Annotated in this window: 15 protein-coding genes and 2 tRNA genes; 2 read left to right on the top strand and 15 right to left on the bottom strand. The window is 54.2% G+C overall.

The genetic code is table 11. The features are described from left to right. Positions 1-55: 55 nt before the first annotated feature. The 14 genes from pnp to rlmE form a co-directional block, all read right to left on the bottom strand. Entirely contained in the window at positions 56-2,176 is a 2,121-nt protein-coding gene (gene pnp / locus KGP17_RS02290) for a polyribonucleotide nucleotidyltransferase (RefSeq protein ID WP_021179055.1), read from the bottom strand. 240 nt (positions 2,177-2,416) lie between these two features. Beyond that, complete coding sequence (gene rpsO, locus KGP17_RS02285; RefSeq protein WP_010279698.1) at positions 2,417-2,686, bottom strand: 30S ribosomal protein S15; 270 nt, start codon at positions 2,684-2,686, stop codon at positions 2,417-2,419. Positions 2,687-2,801: 115 nt separating this feature from the next. Then, positions 2,802-3,746, bottom strand: a complete 945-nt coding sequence (gene truB / locus KGP17_RS02280) for a tRNA pseudouridine(55) synthase TruB (RefSeq protein ID WP_021807515.1) — start codon at positions 3,744-3,746, stop codon at positions 2,802-2,804. Beyond that, positions 3,746-4,156, bottom strand: a complete 411-nt coding sequence (gene rbfA / locus KGP17_RS02275; protein WP_021179053.1) for a 30S ribosome-binding factor RbfA — start codon at positions 4,154-4,156, stop codon at positions 3,746-3,748. Before rbfA ends, truB begins: the two co-directional genes overlap by 1 nt. A 70-nt stretch (positions 4,157-4,226) precedes the next feature. Then, entirely contained in the window at positions 4,227-6,914 is a 2,688-nt protein-coding gene (gene infB / locus KGP17_RS02270) for a translation initiation factor IF-2 (protein WP_021807516.1), read from the bottom strand. A gap of 23 nt (positions 6,915-6,937) precedes the next feature. Then, positions 6,938-8,446, bottom strand: coding sequence for a transcription termination factor NusA (gene nusA, locus KGP17_RS02265; protein WP_021179051.1), 1,509 nt, complete (start codon positions 8,444-8,446; stop codon positions 6,938-6,940). Between the two features lie 21 nt (positions 8,447-8,467). Next, positions 8,468-8,920, bottom strand: a complete 453-nt coding sequence (rimP, locus tag KGP17_RS02260; protein ID WP_024529072.1) for a ribosome maturation factor RimP — start codon at positions 8,918-8,920, stop codon at positions 8,468-8,470. Positions 8,921-9,137: 217 nt separating this feature from the next. Beyond that, positions 9,138-9,214 (bottom strand) — tRNA-Met (locus KGP17_RS02255). A gap of 60 nt (positions 9,215-9,274) precedes the next feature. Next, a tRNA-Leu gene (locus KGP17_RS02250) sits at positions 9,275-9,361 on the bottom strand. A gap of 69 nt (positions 9,362-9,430) precedes the next feature. Next, the gene (secG, locus tag KGP17_RS02245) at positions 9,431-9,766 is read right to left on the bottom strand and encodes a preprotein translocase subunit SecG (RefSeq protein WP_223498764.1); all 336 of its coding nucleotides are present in this window, start codon (positions 9,764-9,766) and stop codon (positions 9,431-9,433) included. A gap of 249 nt (positions 9,767-10,015) precedes the next feature. Next, entirely contained in the window at positions 10,016-11,353 is a 1,338-nt protein-coding gene (gene glmM, locus KGP17_RS02240) for a phosphoglucosamine mutase (protein WP_021807518.1), read from the bottom strand. 7 nt (positions 11,354-11,360) lie between these two features. Continuing rightward, positions 11,361-12,194 (bottom strand): dihydropteroate synthase, encoded by an 834-nt coding sequence (folP, locus tag KGP17_RS02235; RefSeq protein ID WP_021807519.1) that lies wholly within the window; start codon positions 12,192-12,194, stop codon positions 11,361-11,363. Between the two features lie 139 nt (positions 12,195-12,333). Continuing rightward, a complete protein-coding gene (gene ftsH, locus KGP17_RS02230) occupies positions 12,334-14,265 on the bottom strand; it encodes an ATP-dependent zinc metalloprotease FtsH (RefSeq protein WP_037376529.1) in 1,932 nt (643 codons plus the stop codon). 56 nt (positions 14,266-14,321) lie between these two features. Then, on the bottom strand, positions 14,322-14,951 hold the full coding sequence (gene rlmE / locus KGP17_RS02225; RefSeq protein ID WP_021179046.1) for a 23S rRNA (uridine(2552)-2'-O)-methyltransferase RlmE: 630 nt from the start codon (positions 14,949-14,951) through the stop codon (positions 14,322-14,324). 143 nt (positions 14,952-15,094) lie between these two features. Between rlmE and yhbY the strand changes: the two genes are divergently transcribed. Beyond that, complete coding sequence (gene yhbY / locus KGP17_RS02220) at positions 15,095-15,388, top strand: ribosome assembly RNA-binding protein YhbY (RefSeq protein WP_021179045.1); 294 nt, start codon at positions 15,095-15,097, stop codon at positions 15,386-15,388. A gap of 115 nt (positions 15,389-15,503) precedes the next feature. On the opposite strand, the gene greA is transcribed toward yhbY, so the two are convergent. After that, positions 15,504-15,980 (bottom strand): transcription elongation factor GreA, encoded by a 477-nt coding sequence (gene greA, locus KGP17_RS02215; RefSeq protein WP_021807521.1) that lies wholly within the window; start codon positions 15,978-15,980, stop codon positions 15,504-15,506. 304 nt (positions 15,981-16,284) lie between these two features. Here greA and dacB point away from each other — a divergent pair, with 304 nt between their 5' ends. Then, the gene (dacB, locus tag KGP17_RS02210; RefSeq protein WP_021807522.1) at positions 16,285-17,718 is read left to right on the top strand and encodes a serine-type D-Ala-D-Ala carboxypeptidase; all 1,434 of its coding nucleotides are present in this window, start codon (positions 16,285-16,287) and stop codon (positions 17,716-17,718) included. Positions 17,719-17,727: the final 9 nt, after the last annotated feature.

Here is a 17,727-nt window from a genome sequence, read left to right as displayed (position 1 = left end):
CGATAAGGACAGCCCCCAACCCTAACGGCAGGGAGCTGTAAAACTGCTGATACAGTTATTCTGCTTCTGGTGCAGGAGCCGCAGCGGATTCTGGCGCTGTGGCTTCTTTGATGCTCAGGCGCACACGGCCCTGGCGATCAACTTCCATTACCTTAACCGGGACTTCCTGACCCATCTGCAGATAGTCGGTCACTTTCTCAACGCGCTTGTCAGCGATTTGAGAGATGTGCACCAGGCCTTCTTTACCGCCGCCGATGGCCACGAAGGCACCAAAATCAACGATACGGGTCACTTTACCCTGATACACACGGCCAACTTCGATCTCAGCAGTGATCTCTTCGATGCGGCGGATAGCGAACTTCGCTTTGTCGCCGTCGGTTGCAGCAATCTTCACTGTACCGTCATCTTCAATTTCGATGGTGGTGCCAGTTTCTTCGGTCAACGCACGGATGACTGAGCCACCTTTACCGATCACATCTTTGATCTTGTCTGGATTGATCTTGATGGTGTGAATACGCGGTGCAAACTCAGAGATATCGCCACGCGGCGTGCTGATAGCCTGTTCCATCACGCCCAGAATGTGCAGACGCGCACCCTTGGCCTGGTTCAGAGCCACCTGCATGATTTCGCGGGTGATACCTTCAATTTTAATGTCCATCTGCAGCGCGGTGATACCCTCGCGGCTACCGGCCACTTTGAAGTCCATGTCGCCCAGGTGATCTTCGTCACCCAGAATATCAGACAGTACGACAAAGTTTTCTTCTTCTTTCACCAGGCCCATTGCGATACCCGCAACGGCGGCCTTGATTGGCACACCTGCGTCCATCAGTGCCAGAGAAGCACCACAAACGGAAGCCATTGAAGAAGAACCGTTGGATTCGGTGATTTCAGACACCACACGTACGGTGTACGGGAAATCTTCTGGTTTAGGCATCATAGCTAAAACGCCACGTTTTGCCAGACGACCATGGCCGATTTCACGACGCTTCGGTGAACCTACCATGCCGGTTTCACCAACAGAGTACGGAGGGAAGTTGTAGTGGAACAGGAAGCTGTCGGTTTTCTCGCCCATCAGCTCGTCGATGTTCTGTGCGTCACGCGCGGTACCCAGAGTGGCGGTAACCAGCGCCTGGGTTTCACCACGGGTGAACAGTGCGGAACCGTGGGTACGTGGCAGAACGCCAGTGCGCACGTCCAGACCACGGATCATGTCTTTCTCACGGCCATCGATACGCGGCTCGCCACGCAGCACACGGCTACGTACGACGTTTTTCTCAACGGTGCCCAGGATGTCCTGAATTTCAGACGCGTCCAGAGTTTCGTCTTGCGCCAGCAGAGTTTCCACTACGCTGTCTTTGATCGCATCAACCTGAGCGTAACGCTCTTGTTTTTCGGTGATGTGGTAAGCATCGCCCAGACGGCTTTCAGCCAGCTCAGCTACGCGCGCATGCAGCGCTTCGTTAACTGCAGGTGCCTGCCAATCCCACTTCGGCTTGCCAGCTTCGGCAACCAGAGCGTTAATGTTTTCGATAACGATTTGCTGTTGGTCATGGCCAAACACGACTGCGCCCAGCATCTGATCTTCGCTCAGCACGTCAGCTTCGGATTCCACCATCAGTACTGCACCAGCGGTACCGGCAACCACCAGGTCCAGACGGCTTTCTTTCAGCTCATCGGTAGTTGGGTTCAGTACGTACTGATCGTTGATGTAACCCACGCGTGCAGCACCGATTGGGCCATTGAACGGAATACCGGACAGGCTCAGGGCAGCAGAGGCACCGATCATCGCTACGATGTCTGGGTTCACCTGTGGGTTCACGGAAACCACGGTAGCGATCACTTGCACTTCGTTCAGGAAGCTATCTGGGAACAGTGGGCGGATCGGACGGTCGATCAGACGGGAAGTCAGGGTTTCGCCTTCGCTCGGACGGCCTTCACGACGGAAGAAGCTACCCGGGATACGGCCAGCAGCGTAGGTACGCTCCTGATAGTTCACGGTCAGAGGGAAGAAGCTCTGGCCTGGTTTGGCCTTCTTCTGGCCTACTACGGTGACGAATACTGCGGTGTCATCCATGCTCACCATCACGGCGGCAGTGGCTTGACGTGCCATCATACCGGTCTCAAGCGTCACGGTGTGTTGGCCATACTGGAATTTGCGAATAATCGGAGTCAGCAAAATTTAATCCTTAATTGGGGGCGCGCAATCGTTCTTCGACTCGACACGCCTGTGGTTCACTGACCTTCTCACTACATCCTCGCGACTAATGACAATCCTTATCTCTCATGAGATAAAGCCTCTCATTAGCCGCGCGAACCTCTGTAACGGAAGATCCTCAGTAATACATTAACCTGATTTGCTTATGCTTCCTAGAAGAAAGGGGCCACATTTGGCCCCTTTCTCCTGAAACTTGCTCGATTAGCGACGCAGACCCAGACGCTCGATCAGGCTGGTGTAACGTGCTACATCTTTACGCTTCAGGTAGTCCAGCAGCTTACGACGCTGAGAAACCATACGCAGCAGACCACGACGGCTGTGGTGATCTTTTTTGTGCTCTGAGAAGTGGCCTTGCAGATGGTTGATCTGCGCAGTCAACAGGGCAACCTGAACTTCGGTAGAACCGCTGTCGTTAGTACCACGACCGAAGTCAGCTACGATTTTAGCTTTAGCTTCAACACTTAGAGACATTGTCATACTCCAAAATTATAGATAATAAATACAGGCGCCGATCTCTAATTCAGCAACCCAATGCATAAGCTGCGCCATTCTACTCTTAGCGCAGGGCGATCGCAAGGCGGGCAGGTCAGTCGAAATATTCGACAACCAGGCGGCGCGGCGCGACTCGGCCATCATCGGCAATCTCACCAATGCCGATAAATTTACGTTCTTCGCCTTCGGTAATGCGCACCAGACCCGAGGCCGGGGCCCCTGCGGCCTGCACCGGCTGCCCCTGTTTGACGTAACCCGCTACCGCTGGCAGCAGGTTCACCTCAGGGAAGTCTTCGGCCGGGCTATCCATCGGCATCAGCAACGGATCGAGCAGTTCGCTCGGCGCGATACTCTGCTCCTGTGCCTGCTCCACTAACGCGTTCAGCTGTTCCAGAGTGACCATACGGGCGATCGGATACTTCGCCACTTGCAGGCGGCGCAGATAAATCACGTGTGCGCCACAGCCCAGCAACTCACCGAGGTCATCCGTGATAGTGCGGATGTAGGTGCCTTTTGAGCAGTGAATTTCCAGCTCAAGCTCATCCCCTTCCCAGCGGATAAACTGCAACTCATACACGGTGATGCTGCGTGCTTCACGCGGGACTTCGATACCCTGGCGAGCATATTCATACAGCTTTTTGCCCTGGTATTTCAGTGCGGAATACATCGAAGGCACCTGCTGGATGTTACCCCTGAAGGTGTCCAGCGCGGTATCGAGCTGCGCTTGGGTGAAGTTTACCGGGCGCTCCTGCACGATCTGACCATCGGCATCCGAGGTGTCCGTGCGCTGGCCCAAACGGGCAATCACGCGGTAACGCTTGTCGGAATCGAGCAGATATTGGGAGAATTTGGTGGCCTCACCCAGACAGATTGGCAGCATACCGGTCGCCAGTGGATCGAGCGCGCCGGTGTGGCCCGCGCGGTTGGCATTGTAGATACGCTTTACTTTTTGCAGGGCATCGTTAGACGACAGGCCCTGCGGTTTGTCCAGCAGCAGTACACCGTGAATGTCACGGCCGCGACGGCGAGGGCGACTCATTAAGCCTCCTCTTCATCGCCTGATGCATTGCGACGTTCGGCATCGTTCTTCACTACGTTGGTCACCAGGTTGGACATACGCATGCCTTCAACCAGTGAGTTGTCGTAGGAGAAGGTTAGTTCCGGCACGACGCGCAGGCGCATCGCTTTGCCCAGCAGCGTACGGATATAGCCAGAGGCATCCTGCAACGCTTTAATGCCGTTGGTCACCAGATCCGGATCGTGGTTTTCGGTCAGCACGTTCAGGAAGGTGACGTAAACTTTGGCGTAAGCCAGATCGCGAGACACTTCAACACCTGAAACGGTAGCCATGCCGACACGCGGATCTTTGACTTCACGCTGCAAGATCATCGCAATCTCTTTTTGCATTTCTTGTGCCACGCGTTGACCGCGGCTGAATTCTTTTGCCATTTGGAAACCCTCCAGACAAATCGGGGGGCACAAGGCCCCCCTAAAAACAGATTTAAGCGTTTTTCGAGGCTTAAGCGATAGTACGTTGGATCTCGATGATTTCGAACACTTCGATCATGTCGCCAACGCGCACGTCGTTGTAGTTCTTAACGCCGATACCACATTCCATACCGTTACGGACTTCGTTAACGTCATCTTTGAAGCGGCGCAGGGATTCCAGCTCGCCTTCATAGATAACCACGTTGTCACGCAGCACGCGGATTGGGTTGTGACGCTTGATGTTGCCTTCGGTCACCATACAGCCGGCAACAGCGCCGAACTTAGGTGATTTGAACACATCACGTACTTCAGCCAGACCGATGATCTGCTGTTTGTACTCAGGCGCCAACATACCGCTCATCGCCTGCTTCACTTCGTCGATCAGGTTATAGATCACGGAGTAGTAACGCAGATCCAGGCTTTCTGACTCAATCACGCGGCGAGCAGAAGCATCCGCACGCACGTTGAAGCCCAGGATGATGGCGTTGGATGCCGCAGCCAGGGTCGCGTCGGTTTCGGTGATACCACCTACGCCAGAACCCACAATCTTCACCTTCACTTCGTCGGTGGAGAGTTTCTGCAGTGAATCGGAAATCGCTTCACAGGTACCCTGTACGTCGGTTTTCAGCACGATGTTCAGTTCAGAAACTTCACCTTCGGTCATGTTCGCGAACATGTTCTCCAGTTTAGATTTCTGCTGGCGAGCCAGTTTCACTTCGCGGAACTTGCCTTGACGGTACAGCGCAACTTCACGCGCTTTCTTCTCGTCACGCACTACGGTCGCTTCGTCACCCGCAGCAGGAACGCTGGACAGGCCCAGGATCTCAACTGGGATAGAAGGACCCGCAGAGGTCACTTCACGGCCCAATTCGTCACGCATCGCACGAACACGGCCATACTCGAAGCCACACAGGACGATATCGCCCTTGTTCAGCGTCCCTTCCTGTACCAGTACGGTAGCCACTGGGCCACGGCCTTTATCCAGGAAGGATTCGATTACCACACCGCTCGCCATGCCGCTACGAACCGCTTTCAGTTCGAGAACTTCGGCCTGCAGCAGGATAGCGTTCAACAGTTCGTCGATACCGGTACCGGCTTTCGCAGATACGTGGACGAACTGAGCTTCACCGCCCCACTCTTCTGGCATAACGCCATACTGAGACAGCTCTTGCTTAACGCGATCTGGATCGGCTTCTGGCTTGTCAATTTTGTTAACCGCAACCACCAATGGCACTTTAGCCGCCTGAGCATGCTGAATGGCTTCGATGGTTTGTGGCATCACGCCGTCGTCTGCTGCTACTACCAGAACCACGATATCGGTCGCCTGAGCACCACGAGCACGCATTGAGGTAAACGCTGCGTGACCTGGGGTATCCAGGAAGGTGATCATGCCGTTTTCGGTTTCTACGTGGTAAGCACCGATGTGCTGGGTAATACCACCGGCTTCGCCAACTGCCACCTTGGTGGAGCGGATGTAGTCGAGCAGAGAGGTTTTACCATGGTCAACGTGGCCCATGATGGTCACGACTGGTGCACGAGACTCGGCACCTGCGCCGGTGTCACGGTCGCTCATCAGCGCTTCTTCCAGCTCGTTCTCACGACGCAGGATAACTTTGTGGCCCATCTCTTCGGCAACCAGCTGTGCGGTTTCCTGGTCGATGACCTGGTTGATGGTGGCCATGGCGCCCAGCTTCATCATCGCTTTGATGACCTGAGACCCTTTTACCGCCATCTTGTTAGCCAGTTCGGCAACGGTGATAGTCTCGCCAATCACCACGTCACGGTTCACTACCTGAGCTGGCTTGTTAAAGCCCTGCTGCAGGGTGCTTGGCTTACGTTTGCCTTTACCGCCACGGGTCATGGTGCGAGCTTCTTCGCGGTCTGCTTTAGACTCGGAGAGCTTGTTGCCTTTCTTCTGTTTGGTCGCTTTGCCACCGCGAGTACGGCTACGGCGCTCGCCTTCAACTTTGGCGTCGTTTTCGTCTTCGGCAGCACGAGCATGCTCGGAGGTGGTTACGTGGTAGTCGGCTGTTTCAACCGCAGCACTTGCTGCTTCGGCTTCGGCCCACTTCTCACCGTTTTCTTCGGCCATACGGCGCGCTTCTTCCGCTACGCGTTTGGCGTCTTCTTCCACCTTGCGGCGTACTTCTTCTTCCGCTTTACGTTTCAGTTCGGCGGCTTCGGCTTCACGGCGTGCTTTTTCTGCCTGAGCTGGCTTGGTCATTTCGTCGGTATGTTGATTGGTCACTTTTTCTTTTTCCGCTGAATTACGCTTAGCAATCTCCGCGGCCTCACGTTTGGCTTGCTCTTCGGCTGCGCGCTTAGCTTCTGCTTCGCGTTTCGCTAGCTCTTCCGCTTCGCGCCTTGCCTGCTCTTCCGCTTCACGCTGTGCCTGCTCAGCCGCTTCAGCCTGTTGGGCTTCCTGCGGATCGCGATTTACATAAGTGCGTTTCTTGCGGACCTCAATTTGCACCGATTTACTCTTACCGCCGGTGCTCGGAATATTCAAGGTGCTGCGCGTTTTGCGCTGCAACGTGAGTTTGCTTGGCGCACTACCGTGTTCACGGTTCAGGTGCGCCAATAAGGTTTCTTTCTCATGCTGTGTCACAGAGTCGGTCTCAGACTTGTTGATCCCTGCATCAGCAAACTGCTGTACCAGGCGATCAACCGGTGTCTGTATCTCTGCTGCCAGCGATTTTACGGTTACATCTGTCGTCATGCTGTTCCTTCCTGCTACAGTTATTACGCGTTGTCGCCAAACCAACAGATATTACGTGCGGCCATAATCAGCTCGCCGGCTTGCTCATCGCTAAGCCCTTCAATATCAGCCAGATCGTCAACACCCTGCTCGGCAAGATCTTCCAGCGTACAAACCCCACGCGCGGCCAGTTTAAAGGCCATGCTGCGCTCAAGACCTGGAAGATTGAGCAAATCATCAGCAGGTTTTTGGTCGCCCAGGCTTTCTTCCTGTGCCAGGGCCAGCGTGGTCAATGCAGCTTTGGCGCGATCGCGCAACGCTTCAACCATATCTTCATCCAGACCGTCGATTTCCAGCAGCTCTTTGATTGGCACGTAAGCCAGTTCTTCCAGCGTAGAGAAGCCTTCTTCGACCAGAACGGTGGCGAAATCTTCGTCGATATCAAGATACTTGGTGAAGGTATCAATGGCGGCATGAGCCTCAGCCTGATGCTTGGCCTGCAGATCGTCCGCCGTCATCACGTTCAGTTCCCAGCGATCATCATCACGATGCTGTTTCAACAGTTGGGAAGCTAAACGCACGTTTTGGCCATTACGGCCGATCGCCTGTGCCAGGTTGCTGGCTTCAACGGCGATATCCATCGTGCACCGATCTTCATCCACCACGATCGAGGCAACATCTGCCGGGGCCATGGCGTTAATGACGAACTGTGCAGGGTTATCATCCCACAGGATGATATCAATACGTTCCCCGCCAAGCTCGCTCGAAACGGCCTGGACGCGGGCACCGCGCATACCGACACAGGCACCGACCGGGTCGATACGCTTGTCGTTGGTTTTCACGGCAATTTTTGCACGGGAGCCAGGATCGCGGGCTGCCGCTTTAATCTCAATCACTTCTTCGCCAATTTCCGGCACTTCGATGCGGAACAGCTCTTTGAGCATATCCGGGCTGGAACGGCTGACGAACAGTTGCGCACCGCGCGCTTCCGGACGTACTGCGTACAGTACACCGCGGATACGGTCACCTGGGCGGAAGTTTTCCCGTGGTAGCATGTCTTCACGGCCAATGACCGCTTCGGCGTTGCTACCCAGATCCAGCGCAATGCTGTCACGGTTAACTTTTTTCACCACGCCGGTGACGATCTCACCTTCGTGTTGGCGGAAGGCGTCAACCACCATCGCACGCTCGGCTTCACGCACTTTCTGTACGATAACCTGCTTAGCGGTCTGAGTGGTGATACGGTCGAAGGTCACAGATTCGATCTGATCTTCGATATAACCGCCCAGTTCTATGGACGGATCTTCATACTGTGCAGCTTCCAGCGTGATCTCACGCGTTGGCTGGGTCACTTCATCAACGGCAACCCAACGGCGGAAGGTATCGAAATCGCCAGTCTTACGGTCAATGCTGACACGGACCTCGATTTCCTGCTCATATTTTTTCTTGGTGGCGGTGGCTAAAGCGGTTTCCAGGGCTTCGAAAATCTTCTCACGTGGTAGGGATTTTTCATTGGAAACTGCTTCAACAACAGCCAGAATCTCTTTGTTCATCCTAGTTGCCTCATCCAAACTTTAAAAGTGGGGTACCAGGTTCGCTTTCTGAATATTGCTCAGCGCGAACACTTCATCTTTCCCATCCACAGTAACCGTGATCATCTCGCCTTCTACAGACTTGATGATGCCCTGCCATTTGCGGCGGTTTTGTATCGCCATACGCAGAACAACGCTGACTTCTTCACCGAGAAAACGTTGATAGTGTTCCGCGGTGAACATAGGGCGCTCAAGGCCAGGAGAGGAAACTTCCAGGTTGTAAGCGACCGTAATCGGATCTTCGACGTCCAGCACAGCGCTGACCTGGTGGCTGACATCAGCGCAATCATCAACATTGATTCCGTTGTCACTATCAATATAGATGCGTAGTGTCGATTGGCGCGCCCGAATAAATTCGATGCCTACGAGCTCAAAGCCCAACGCCTCTACCGGTGCGGAAAGCATCTCTGTTAATTTTTGCTCTAATGTGGACAAGCCCACCCCCAAGACATAAAAAAAGGGCCTAATAGCCCAGTGATTCTGTTGCCAAATAACAAAAAACCCCGAAAATTCGGGGCTTTATGCAACTGGACCCTGTTTGCCGCAAAGCGGCTTCGGTGCAACTTTCTAGCAAGTGTCATTTTCAAATGTTGATCGAGAAAAGCGGAATTCAATCGAAAAGTGTATTTGAAAATAGACACTTAAAGGAAAGTGGTTGCGGGGGCCGGATTTGAACCGACGACCTTCGGGTTATGAGCCCGACGAGCTACCAGGCTGCTCCACCCCGCGTCCGAAAACGTGGCAAATATTACGCTGATAATTGCAAAAACGCAAGTTATCTCTGGGATTTGGTACCGAGGATGGGACTCGAACCCACAAGCCCGTTAGGGCACTACCACCTCAAGGTAGCGTGTCTACCAATTCCACCACCTCGGTACTGATTTTTACTGCTAACGGCTGTTTCTATTGAGGTCGAAAACAACCGTGTTCAAACTTTTCAGCGGCTTATTGCGGGATATCACTGACCGGTTTAGAGGGTGCTGCCGGAGTGCTGGTCTGCTCAGTTTGCGCTGGCTGACCCAGGTTTTCCCACTCGCTGCCTTTCTTGCCCTGGTTGGTGCTCAGGTTGCCCAGGATCAGACTGATGACGAAGAACAGCGTCGCCAGAACAGCCGTCATGCGGGTCATAAAGTTGCCTGAACCGGTCGATCCGAAGAACGTGCCAGAAGCACCTGCTCCGAATGAGGCTCCCATATCAGCGCCTTTACCTTGCTGTAGCATGATCAGAGCGACTAGCCCGATCGATATCAGCAAGAAAATTACCAGAAGAGCTTCGTACATAGTGGTACCTGTATCCTTGCGGGTTCACCGCGTGCCAAATGCTTCTCACCCCAGATGCTTCCAAACTAAAGAAGGCGTGGCGTGTCACTAAAACAGCCCACTGAAGCGGGTGTGAATACTAACCAAAGCCATCAAAGCGCGCAAGGGCAATTTGCAACCGCCGATGCGTTTGCGGAAAAAAACAGCAAAAGCAGGGCTAATCGGGAAATTACGCAGGCACTGACAGCGTACCTGCGTAAAAACAGCGTGTTAACCTGCCAGCTTGACCGCATCGGCGATACGATGCGCCAGCGCGATAACCTGCTGTTCATCTTCGCCTTCCACCATCACGCGGATCAGTGGCTCAGTGCCCGATTTACGCAGCAGCACGCGGCCACGGCCGGCCAACTCGGCTTCGACCTGCTCAGCGACCTTCAACACCGCCTCTGACTCCAGCGGGTTATGCTCACCGACAAAGCGCACGTTGACCAGGACCTGTGGCAGTAACTTCATGCCGCTGCAAAGGTCGTGCAGGCTCATGTTATTACGCACGATCGCCGTCAACACTTGCAGGCCTGCGACGATACCGTCCCCGGTGGTGGTTTTGTCCAGCAGGATCACGTGGCCGGAGTTTTCCGCCCCAATGCGCCAGCCCAGCTCTTGCAGTTTTTCCAGTACGTAGCGGTCACCCACCTTGGCACGGGCAAACGGGATGCCGAGCTGTTTCAGTGCCAGCTCCAGGCCCATGTTGCTCATCAGGGTGCCCACGGCACCGCCGCGCAGCTGCCCTTGGCGCAGGCCTTCACGAGCGATGATGTAGAGGATCTGATCGCCGTCGACCTTGTTACCCAGGTGATCCACCATCATCACGCGATCGCCATCGCCATCAAAGGCCAGGCCAACGTGTGCCTGTTCTTCCAGCACGCGCGCCTGCAGTTGACGTACATCGGTAGCGCCACACTCTTCGTTGATGTTCATGCCATCCGGCTCACAGCCGATAGCGATCACCGTGGCGCCCAGCTCACGCAAAACGCTTGGGGCAATGTGATAGGTAGCGCCGTTGGCGCAGTCCACCACGATCTTCAGCCCGTTCAGGCTCAGTTCGCTCGGGAAGGTGCCTTTACAGAATTCGATATAGCGCCCTGCGGCATCGACAATGCGGCTGGCTTTACCCAACTCGGCAGATTCAACGCAGGTCAGCGGTTTTTCCATTTCCGCTTCAATCGCTTCTTCCACATCGTCTGGCAGTTTGGCGCCATCGATGGAGAAGAACTTGATGCCGTTATCGTAAAACGGGTTATGTGAGGCAGAAATCACGATCCCGGCTTCCGCACGGAACGTTCTGGTCAGATAAGCCACTGCCGGGGTTGGCATCGGGCCGGTAAACGAAGCAGACAGCCCCGCCGCCGCTAAACCGGCCTCCAGCGCTGACTCCAGCATATAGCCTGAGATACGGGTATCTTTACCGATGATGATTTTACGGGAACCATGGCGCGCCAATACCTTACCGGCCGCCCAGCCCAACTTGAGGACGAACTCTGGGGTTATCGGGCTGTCACCCACCTTGCCACGAATGCCGTCGGTACCAAAGTATTTGCGTTCGCTCATGTTTCTACTATCCCTTAGCTGAAAGTGTTGCCTCGACGACACGCATCGCCTCGACGGTTTCTTTGACATCATGCACTCTGACTATCTGCGCCCCCTGCATCGCGGCAATCACCGCACAGGCCACGCTGCCGATAACCCGCTGTTCGGGTGGGACATTCAATAGCTGCCCAATCATCGATTTACGCGACATCCCCACCAACAGTGGCAAGCCAAAGTGATGAAATTCCGCCAATCGGGCCAGAAGCTGATAATTATGCGCTAAATTCTTACCGAAACCGAAGCCTGGGTCGAGCAACAATTTCTGTTTTGCTATGCCACCAGCAATACAGCGGTCGATATGGTGCTGGAAAAACGCATTTACGTCCGCCATCAGGTCATCGTAATGCGGTGCCTGTTGCATGGTACGCGGCTCGCCTTGCATGTGCATCAGGCAGACTGGCAGACCGCTTTCGGCGGCAGCCTGCAGCGCGCCAGGCTCCTGCAATGAGCGAACGTCGTTGATCAGGTGAGCGCCCGCTTTGGCGGATTCGCGGATCACTCCGGCTTTTGAAGTATCCACCGAGATAAAAATCTCAAACCGCTGCGCCAAGGCTTCCACTACCGGCACAACGCGCTCTATCTCTTCCTCTTCACTGACCTCGGCAGCACCCGGGCGCGTGGACTCGCCCCCCACGTCGATCATCGTTGCCCCCGCCGAAATCAGCGCATGTGCATGCAGCAGGGCATCATTCAGCGAATTATGCCGCCCGCCGTCAGAGAAGGAGTCTGGGGTAACGTTGAGGATCCCCATCACCCGAGGATGGTTGAGATCGAGGATTTGGTCGCGCACGGTTAACTGCATGATTAATCTACCTTGGAGTCAATACAACTGTGTTGCCTGGAGTGGATCCCGCCCCTCTCATCCAAGGAGAGGCAGCAATTTTCAGCCAGCAATAAAAAACCCCGGCTGGCCGGGGTTTTATTTTACGCTACAGCCGATGTTACTTGTCGAGCTGTTCAGACATGGTGTTGCCTGGGTTTGGCGTACGCGGCTCATCTACCGGCGTTGGCGCTTGTGGTTTGCCACCGTTGTCGGAGTTGTTGCTTTTCGCCACGTCGTCCCAACCGGCTGGCGGACGCACATCTTTACGGTTCATCAGGTCGTCGATCTGCGGTGCATCGATGGTTTCATATTTCATCAGTGCATCTTTCATCGAATGCAGGATGTCCATGTTTTCCATCAGCAACGAACGTGCGCGAATGTAGTTGCGCTCAATCAGGGATTTGACTTCCTGGTCGATGATACGCGCGGTTTCGTCCGACATGTGTTTCGCCTTGGCCACGGAACGGCCCAGGAACACCTCGCCCTCTTCTTCCGCATACAGCAATGGCCCCAGCTTCTCAGAGAAGCCCCATTGGGTCACCATGTTGCGGGCGATCGAGGTAGCAACTTTAATGTCGTTCGATGCACCGGTAGAGACTTTTTCCGGCCCGTAAATAATTTCTTCTGCCAGACGGCCACCGTACAGGGTAGAGATTTGGCTTTCCAGCTTCTGACGGCTGGCGCTGATCGCATCCCCTTCCGGCAGGAAGAAGGTCACGCCGAGCGCACGGCCACGAGGAATAATCGTGACTTTATGCACCGGGTCATGCTCAGGAACCAGGCGGCCAATGATGGCGTGGCCCGCTTCGTGATAGGCGGTCGATTCTTTCTGTGCTTCCGTCATCACCATGGAGCGACGTTCCGCCCCCATCATGATCTTGTCTTTGGCCTTTTCGAACTCCACCATCGACACCACGCGCTTGTTGCCACGTGCTGCGAACAGGGCCGCTTCGTTGACCAGGTTGGCCAAGTCCGCACCGGAGAAGCCCGGAGTACCACGTGCAAGCACAGAAGCATCAACATCTGGCGCCAACGGCACACGACGTGAGTGCACCTTCAGGATTTGCTCACGGCCACGTACGTCTGGCAGCCCAACCACCACTTGGCGGTCAAAACGGCCTGGACGCAGTAACGCAGGGTCCAGTACGTCAGGACGGTTGGTTGCAGCGATGACGATAATGCCTTCGTTGCCTTCAAAGCCGTCCATCTCAACCAGCATCTGGTTCAGCGTTTGCTCACGTTCATCGTGACCGCCGCCCAGACCTGCACCACGTTGGCGACCTACGGCGTCGATTTCATCGATAAAGATGATGCACGGTGCCGCTTTCTTGGCCTGTTCGAACATGTCGCGGACGCGGGATGCACCCACACCGACGAACATTTCGACGAAGTCAGAACCGGAAATGGTGAAGAACGGGACTTTTGCCTCGCCGGCAATCGCTTTCGCCAGCAGGGTTTTACCGGTACCCGGAGGGCCAACCATCAGCACGCCTTTCGGGATCTTACCGCCCAGCTTCTGGAAACGGCTCGGTTCGCGCAGGTAGTCTACCAGCTCACTCACTTCTTCTTTTGCTTCGTCACAGCCTGCAACGTCGGCAAAAGTGGTTTTAATCTGGTCTTCCGTCAGCATACGGGCCTTGCTCTTGCCGAAGGACATCGCGCCCTTTCCGCCGCCGCCCTGCATTTGCCGCATGAAGAAGATCCAGACCCCAATCAACAACAGCATTGGGAACCAGGAAATAAAGATGGAAGCCAGCAAACTTGGCTCTTCCGGTGGCTCACCAACAACTTTCACGTTTTTGGTTAACAACGTATCCAGCAACTTCGGATCGTTGACCGGGATGTAAGTGGTGTACTTGTTGCTGTCTTTACGGACAACGTTGATTTCACGCCCATTAATGCGCGCTTCACGGATCTGATCTTGGGTCAGTTCGGTCATGAAGGTAGAGTAATCTACCCTTCGGCCATTAGACTCGCTGGGCCCAAAGCTCTGGAATACCGACATCAAAACGACCGCGATGACTAGCCAGAGAATTAGGTTTTTCGCCATGTCACTCAAGGGATTAACCTCATATTACAACTGTGTTAACAAACAGCGTTAGGGTACTACAGTTTCCGCCCTGTCGCTACAATGTACACTTCACGCGAACGTGCGCGAGAAGCGTCTGGCTTACGAATCTTAACCTTCGTAAACAGGGAGCGAATTTCCCGTAGGTACTCGTCAAAACCATCTCCCTGGAACACCTTCACCAGGAAACTACCGCCTGGTGCGAGAACATCACGACACATTTCCAGTGCTAATTCCACCAGATACATCGATTTTGGGATATCGACCGCCGGGGTGCCGCTCATATTCGGGGCCATGTCAGACATGACTACCTGAACCTTACTATCACCTACACGTTCCAACAGTGCCTTGAGGACCAGTTCATCACGAAAATCGCCCTGAAGGAAATCGACGCCAACGATAGGATCCATTGGCAAAATATCACAGGCAATGATACGCCCGTTACCACCAATCTGGGTTACCACATATTGCGACCAACCGCCCGGCGCAGCCCCCAAATCAACGACCGTCATACCCGGTTTGAACAGTTTGTCACTTTGCTGTATTTCATCAAGTTTAAACCAGGCGCGCGAGCGCAGCCCTTTTTTCTGCGCTTGCAGTACATATTTATCGCTAAAGTGTTCTTGGAGCCAGCGACTGGAACTGGCCGAACGCTTTTTATTTGCCATCGAGTATTCCAACTATCCTAAAAAGAGTCTCATGCCAGGTTCGCTTCTCACGTAAACTCAATTCGGTGCAGACCGATTTGGTGATACACATGAGATGGCGGTAGAATGTACCGTTTTCAATCCCAACTTAAGCAAAAAAGACAATGAATCTGAATAATAAACAAAAACAACACCTGAAAGGCCTGGCACATCCGTTAAAACCGGTGGTCATGCTGGGTAATAACGGTCTCACCGAAGGGGTGTTGGCTGAAATTGAGCTGGCTCTGGAGCATCACGAGCTGATCAAAGTAAAAATTGCAGCTGAAGATCGCGAAACCAAAACCCTGATCGCCGACGCTATTGTGCGTGAAACGGGTGCCAGCAATGTGCAAGTGATCGGCAGTACGCTTATTCTTTACCGCCCGTCGAAAGAGCGCAAGATCACTTTGCCGCGCTAATCCGTAATCTGTTTGCTGAGACGGTGCCATGCGCCGGGCTCAGATAAAAGGCCGCTTGCGGCCTTTTTCCTTTCTTTACAAAACCCTGCTGAACTTTTAACCAACTCGGGCGAAATTAAAGATATTCTACTTTCAGGATTTCGTATTCTACATCACCACCCGGGGTTTTGATGACAACAACATCATCCTGCTCTTTGCCAATCAGGCCACGAGCCATCGGCGAGTTGACAGAAATAAGATTTTTCTTAAAGTCTGCTTCATCATCACCCACGATGCGGTAAGTCACCTGATCTTCGGTATCCAGGTTCATCACCGAGACGGTTGCGCCAAAAATCACGCGGCCAGTCTGAGGCATTTTGGTGATGTCGATCACCTGCGCATTGGACAGTTTGGCCTCGATTTCCTGGATACGCCCTTCACAGAAACCCTGCTGTTCACGAGCGGCATGGTACTCGGCGTTTTCTTTCAGGTCACCGTGTTCGCGTGCGGTGGCGATGTCGGCAATGATTTTCGGGCGACGCACACCTTTCAAATATTCTAGTTCTTCACGCAGCTGTTCTGCGCCAAACAAGGTCATCGGGATCTGTTTCATCGTTAAATACCTCTAAATCTATCCTGTTCAAATATACCCGTGGTGTTGCAAGCTAACCGCAGCTCGACATCCCCAGGGCATTAGCGTCATCCTGACGTGTTCGTATGAAATTACGGCAGACGTTGCGCCTTCCGTCTCCAGGCGATAAACAAAAGAAACCGAGCTCGGAGGTTTGCTCCAAGTCAGCGTCGATTTTGCATTTTGATACGCATTTTAGCCTAGAGTTCCTTAAGGGTCATCGTTTACTTTATCCCTTGATGCACCGTAGTATGACAGCACGTTATCCAGCTGTTACCCCGAGATTATGCGTTTTTCACGAATTGTCAGTGTTTTGGCCTGCGCATTTGCTGTTAATGCCCATGCGGCCCCGGTTGAAGATTACACCCAATATTTGCCTGATGGGGCGAACCTGGCCCTGATAGTTCAGAAGATTGGCGCGACCACGCCAACCATCGACTATCACTCACAGCAAATGGCACTCCCGGCCAGCACCCAGAAGGTGCTTACCGCGCTGGCGGCTTTGTTGCAGCTCGGGCCGGACTATCGCTTCACCACGACACTGGAAAGTCAGGGCAACATCACGGATGGCGTGTTGCGTGGCAACCTTATCGCCCGTTTCAGCGGAGATCCCACCTTCAAGCGGCAGAATCTGCGCAATATGGTGGCGGAACTGAAAAAACAGGGAGTGCGCGAAATCAGCGGCGATGTGCTGGTCGATACCTCGGTATTTGCCAGCCATGACAAAGCGCCCGGCTGGCCCTGGAACGATATGACCCAATGTTTCAGCGCCCCGCCAGCGGCAGCGATTGTCGATCGCAACTGTTTCTCGGTTTCCCTTTATAGCGCCCCTAACCCCGGTGAGATGGCGTTTATTCGCGTAGCCTCATTCTACCCGGTCAATATGTTCAGCCAGGTAAGAACGCTGGCGAAAGGCTCTCCGGATGCCCAATATTGTGAACTGGATGTGGTGCCGGGCGAATTGAACCGCTTTACACTGACCGGATGCCTGACCCAGCGCAGTGAACCGCTGCCGTTGGCATTCGCCATTCAAGACGGAGCCAGCTATGCCGGTGCCATCCTGAAAGATGAGCTGGTCAAGTCAGGGATCCAGATTGGCGGCCATTTGAAACGCCAAACCCAGCCAGGCATGACGGGCACGGTGATTGCCCAGACGCAGTCTGCACCGTTGCATGACTTGCTGAAAATCATGCTGAAGAAGTCAGACAACATGATTGCCGATACCGTGTTTCGCACTATCGGCCATGAACGCTTTGGCGTACCGGGCACCTGGCGCGCGGGGGCAGATGCAGTACGCCAGGTTCTGCGCCAGAAGGCAGGGGTAGATCTGGGTAACAGCATCGTGGTGGACGGCTCTGGCCTGTCGCGCCACAACCTGCTGGCGCCCGCAACCATGATGCAGGCGTTACAATATATTGCTCAGCACGACAGCGAGCTCAACTTTATCTCGATGTTGCCGCTGTCCGGTTATGACGGCACGCTGCGCTATCGTGGTGGCCTGCACGAAGCCGGGGTTGACGGTAAGGTTTCTGCCAAAACCGGGGCGCTGCAAGGGGTCTATAACCTGGCAGGCTTTATCACCACGGCCAGCGGTCAGCGCCTTGCCTTTGTCCAATATCTATCAGGTTACGCAGTACCGCCAGAAGATCAGAAACAGCGCCGAGCGCCGCTGGTGCGGTTCGAAAGCCGGCTGTATCGGGATATCTATCAGAACAATTGAGGCCCAAGG

Source organism: Serratia sp. JSRIV001, from assembly GCF_019968745.1.
GTDB classification, from domain to species: domain Bacteria; phylum Pseudomonadota; class Gammaproteobacteria; order Enterobacterales; family Enterobacteriaceae; genus Chania; species Chania fonticola_B.
The sequence above is the reverse complement of the archived record's forward strand: the minus strand, read 5'-3'. Positions and strand labels throughout refer to the sequence as shown.

Coding starts and splice junctions, on each gene's coding strand:
- dacB (WP_021807522.1), top strand. CDS start 16,285: ATGCGTTTTTCACGAATTGTCAGTGTTTTGGCCTGCGCATTTGCTGTT.
- greA (WP_021807521.1), bottom strand. CDS start 15,980: ATGAAACAGATCCCGATGACCTTGTTTGGCGCAGAACAGCTGCGTGAA.
- glmM (WP_021807518.1), bottom strand. CDS start 11,353: ATGAGCGAACGCAAATACTTTGGTACCGACGGCATTCGTGGCAAGGTG.
- secG (WP_223498764.1), bottom strand. CDS start 9,766: ATGTACGAAGCTCTTCTGGTAATTTTCTTGCTGATATCGATCGGGCTA.
- infB (WP_021807516.1), bottom strand. CDS start 6,914: ATGACGACAGATGTAACCGTAAAATCGCTGGCAGCAGAGATACAGACA.
- folP (WP_021807519.1), bottom strand. CDS start 12,194: ATGCAGTTAACCGTGCGCGACCAAATCCTCGATCTCAACCATCCTCGG.
- nusA (WP_021179051.1), bottom strand. CDS start 8,446: ATGAACAAAGAGATTCTGGCTGTTGTTGAAGCAGTTTCCAATGAAAAA.
- rpsO (WP_010279698.1), bottom strand. CDS start 2,686: ATGTCTCTAAGTGTTGAAGCTAAAGCTAAAATCGTAGCTGACTTCGGT.
- truB (WP_021807515.1), bottom strand. CDS start 3,746: ATGAGTCGCCCTCGCCGTCGCGGCCGTGACATTCACGGTGTACTGCTG.
- ftsH (WP_037376529.1), bottom strand. CDS start 14,265: ATGGCGAAAAACCTAATTCTCTGGCTAGTCATCGCGGTCGTTTTGATG.
- yhbY (WP_021179045.1), top strand. CDS start 15,095: ATGAATCTGAATAATAAACAAAAACAACACCTGAAAGGCCTGGCACAT.
- rbfA (WP_021179053.1), bottom strand. CDS start 4,156: ATGGCAAAAGAATTCAGCCGCGGTCAACGCGTGGCACAAGAAATGCAA.
- rlmE (WP_021179046.1), bottom strand. CDS start 14,951: ATGGCAAATAAAAAGCGTTCGGCCAGTTCCAGTCGCTGGCTCCAAGAA.